The 2,616-nt window shown below is 71.8% G+C and carries 4 protein-coding genes; all 4 read left to right on the plus strand.

What is annotated here, in order from left to right; all coding sequences use genetic code 11:
- A partial coding sequence (ribA, locus tag FNQ90_RS19235) for a GTP cyclohydrolase II (RefSeq protein WP_182607513.1) occupies positions 1 to 715 on the plus strand: 715 nt, incomplete at its 5' end.
- Positions 716 to 844: 129 nt separating this feature from the next.
- Positions 845 to 1,330 carry a 6,7-dimethyl-8-ribityllumazine synthase gene (gene ribH, locus FNQ90_RS19240; RefSeq protein WP_143622444.1) on the plus strand — a complete coding sequence of 162 codons (486 nt, stop codon included), beginning with the start codon at positions 845 to 847 and terminating at the stop codon, positions 1,328 to 1,330.
- 40 nt (positions 1,331 to 1,370) lie between these two features.
- Positions 1,371 to 1,643: a phosphoribosyl-ATP diphosphatase gene (locus tag FNQ90_RS19245; RefSeq protein WP_143622446.1), complete on the plus strand. Its 273-nt coding sequence runs from the start codon at positions 1,371 to 1,373 to the stop codon at positions 1,641 to 1,643.
- 68 nt (positions 1,644 to 1,711) lie between these two features.
- Positions 1,712 to 2,560 carry an ATP phosphoribosyltransferase gene (hisG, locus tag FNQ90_RS19250; protein ID WP_182607514.1) on the plus strand — a complete coding sequence of 283 codons (849 nt, stop codon included), beginning with the start codon at positions 1,712 to 1,714 and terminating at the stop codon, positions 2,558 to 2,560.
- Positions 2,561 to 2,616: the final 56 nt, after the last annotated feature.

The following is a 2,616-nucleotide window of genomic DNA, read 5'->3' on the forward strand; positions in this document are numbered from 1 at the left end:
CGGCACCCCCGACCCCACAGCCGCGCCCGCCGTCGCCGGCACGGGACGCGCCGGTGTCTCTCCTCCGCCGGCACCGGTGCGGCGCGAGGCCAGCACCGCCCTGCCCTCCGAGTACGGCCTCTTCCGTGCCCACGGCTATCGGGCGGCCGACGGAGTGGAGCACATCGCGCTCGTGGCCGGGGATCCCGCGGGAGCCCCGGACATCCCGGTTCGGGTCCACTCGGAGTGCCTGACCGGCGATGTCCTGGGCTCGCAACGGTGCGACTGCGGGCCCCAGTTGCGTGCCTCCCTGGCCAGGATCGCCGAGGAGGGGCGGGGCGTCCTGGTCTATCTGCGCGGTCACGAGGGACGCGGGATCGGCCTGTTGCCGAAGCTGCGCGCCTACGAACTCCAGGAGCACGGCCGTGACACCCTGGACGCCAACCTCGAACTCGGTCTACCGGCCGATGCCCGGGACTACGCCGTCGCCGCCCGGGTCCTGGAGGACCTCGGGGTGCGTTCGCTCCGTCTGTTGACCAACAATCCCGACAAGGTGGACGCCCTGCGCCGGCACGGTCTGACCGTGACGGCCCGGGAGCCCGTGCCGGTCTCGGCCGGGGAGCACAACCTGCGCTACCTGCGCACCAAGCGGGACCGGATGGGGCACGAACTGCCCTGGCTGGACGAGGGCCTCCCCGGCCCCGTCGTGCCGCTCTCCGGCTGCTCCGCCCGGTGACCGGGGCGCGCGCCGGTCACCGACCCGCGCGCCCCATCGGTCCCCGACACCACCCCGTCATTCCCGGGGTCCACCGCCGCCCCGATCCCCGGGCGCGGATCGACCCCACGACCTGAGAGGCAGGACAGCGTGAGCGGCAAGGGCGCTCCCGAACTCACCATCCGCGAGTGCGCGGATCTGCGTGTCGCGGTCGTCGCGGCCCAGTGGCACGAACCGGTCATGACCGGCCTCGTGGAGGGCGCCCTGCGCGCCCTGGGCGAACTCGGCATCCACGAGCCCACCCTGCTCCGGGTGCCGGGCAGCTTCGAACTACCGGTTGTGGCCAAGGTGTTGGCCGGTCGTGGCTACGACGCGATCGTGGCGCTCGGAGTCGTGATCCGCGGCGGCACCCCACACTTCGACTATGTGTGCCACGGTGTCACCGAGGGCCTGACCCGGGTGGCCGTGGACACCGGGGTGCCGGTCGGCTTCGGCGTGCTCACCTGCGACACCGAGGAACAGGCGCTCGACCGTGCCGGGCTGCCCGGATCCGCGGAGGACAAGGGACACGAGGCGGTCACCGCCGCGGTCGCCACCGCCGCCGTCCTGCGGACCGTGTCCGAACCCTGGCGCTGAACGCGGCCCGGCCGGCGCACCGCGTAGGCTGGGCCGCACCATGGCCAACAAGACGTTCGAGGAGCTCTTCGCCGAGCTCCAGCAGAAGGCCGCCACAGGCGACCCCGCAACCTCCCGCACCGCCGAGCTCGTGGCCGCCGGTGTCCATACGATCGGCAAGAAGGTCGTCGAGGAGGCGGCGGAGGTGTGGATGGCCGCCGAGCACGAGGGCGCCGAGCGCACCGCCGAGGAGATCTCCCAGCTCCTCTACCACCTCCAGGTGATGATGGTCGCCCGGGGCATCACCCTCCGGGACGTCTACGAGCATCTGTGAGCGGAACCCCTCCGGTTCCGCCCACCCGCACCCGCTCCCGTCACGTCACCCGCAAAGGAAGCCCCGTCATGTTGCGCATCGCCGTCCCCAACAAGGGTTCGCTCTCCGGACCCGCGGCGACCATGTTGCAGGAGGCCGGTTACCGGCAGCGCAAGGACAGCCGCGAACTGGTTCTCATCGACACCGACAACCAGGTGGAGTTCTTCTTCCTGCGTCCCCGGGACATCGCCGTCTACGTCGGCTCCGGCAAGCTCGACATCGGCATCACCGGCCGTGACCTGCTGATGGACTCCGGGGCCGAGGCCGAGGAGATCATGCCGCTCGGCTTCGCCGCCTCCACCCTGCGCTACGCCACCCGTCCCGGTGGCGTCCGCGACGTCTCCCAGTTCGACGGTCTCACCGTGGCCACCTCCTTCGTCGGCGTGGTCGTGAACCACCTCGCGGAGCACGGGGTCGACGCCTCCGTGGTGCGCCTGGACGGAGCGGTGGAGACCGCCATTCAGCTCGGTGTCGCCGACGTGATCGCCGATGTGGTGGAGACCGGCACCACCCTGCGCAACGCCGGTCTGGAGATCATCGGTGAACCCGTCCTCTCCTCCGAGGCGGTGGTCGCCCGCCGCCGCGGAGCCGACACCACCGACCCCAAGGTGCGTCAGTTCCTGCGCCGGCTCAAGGGTGTCCTGGTGGCCCGGCGTTACGTGATGATGGACTACGACATCCGGGCCGAACTGGTGGAGAAGGCGGTCGCCCTCACCCCCGGCCTGGAGTCCCCGACCGTCTCCCCCCTGCACGACCGCGGCTGGGTCGCCGTCCGCTCGATGGTGCCCACGCGTGAGGCCCAGCGGATCATGGACGACCTGGACGAGTTGGGTGCCCGGGCGATCCTGACGACCACCATCCACGCCTGCCGCCTGTGATCCGACCTCGCGCCTGCTCTCCGGCGTCCCCCACCCCGGTGGCCCCCCACCGGGGT

Source organism: Streptomyces alkaliphilus (genome assembly GCF_014141535.1).
Lineage (GTDB): Bacteria > Actinomycetota > Actinomycetes > Streptomycetales > Streptomycetaceae > Streptomyces > Streptomyces alkaliphilus.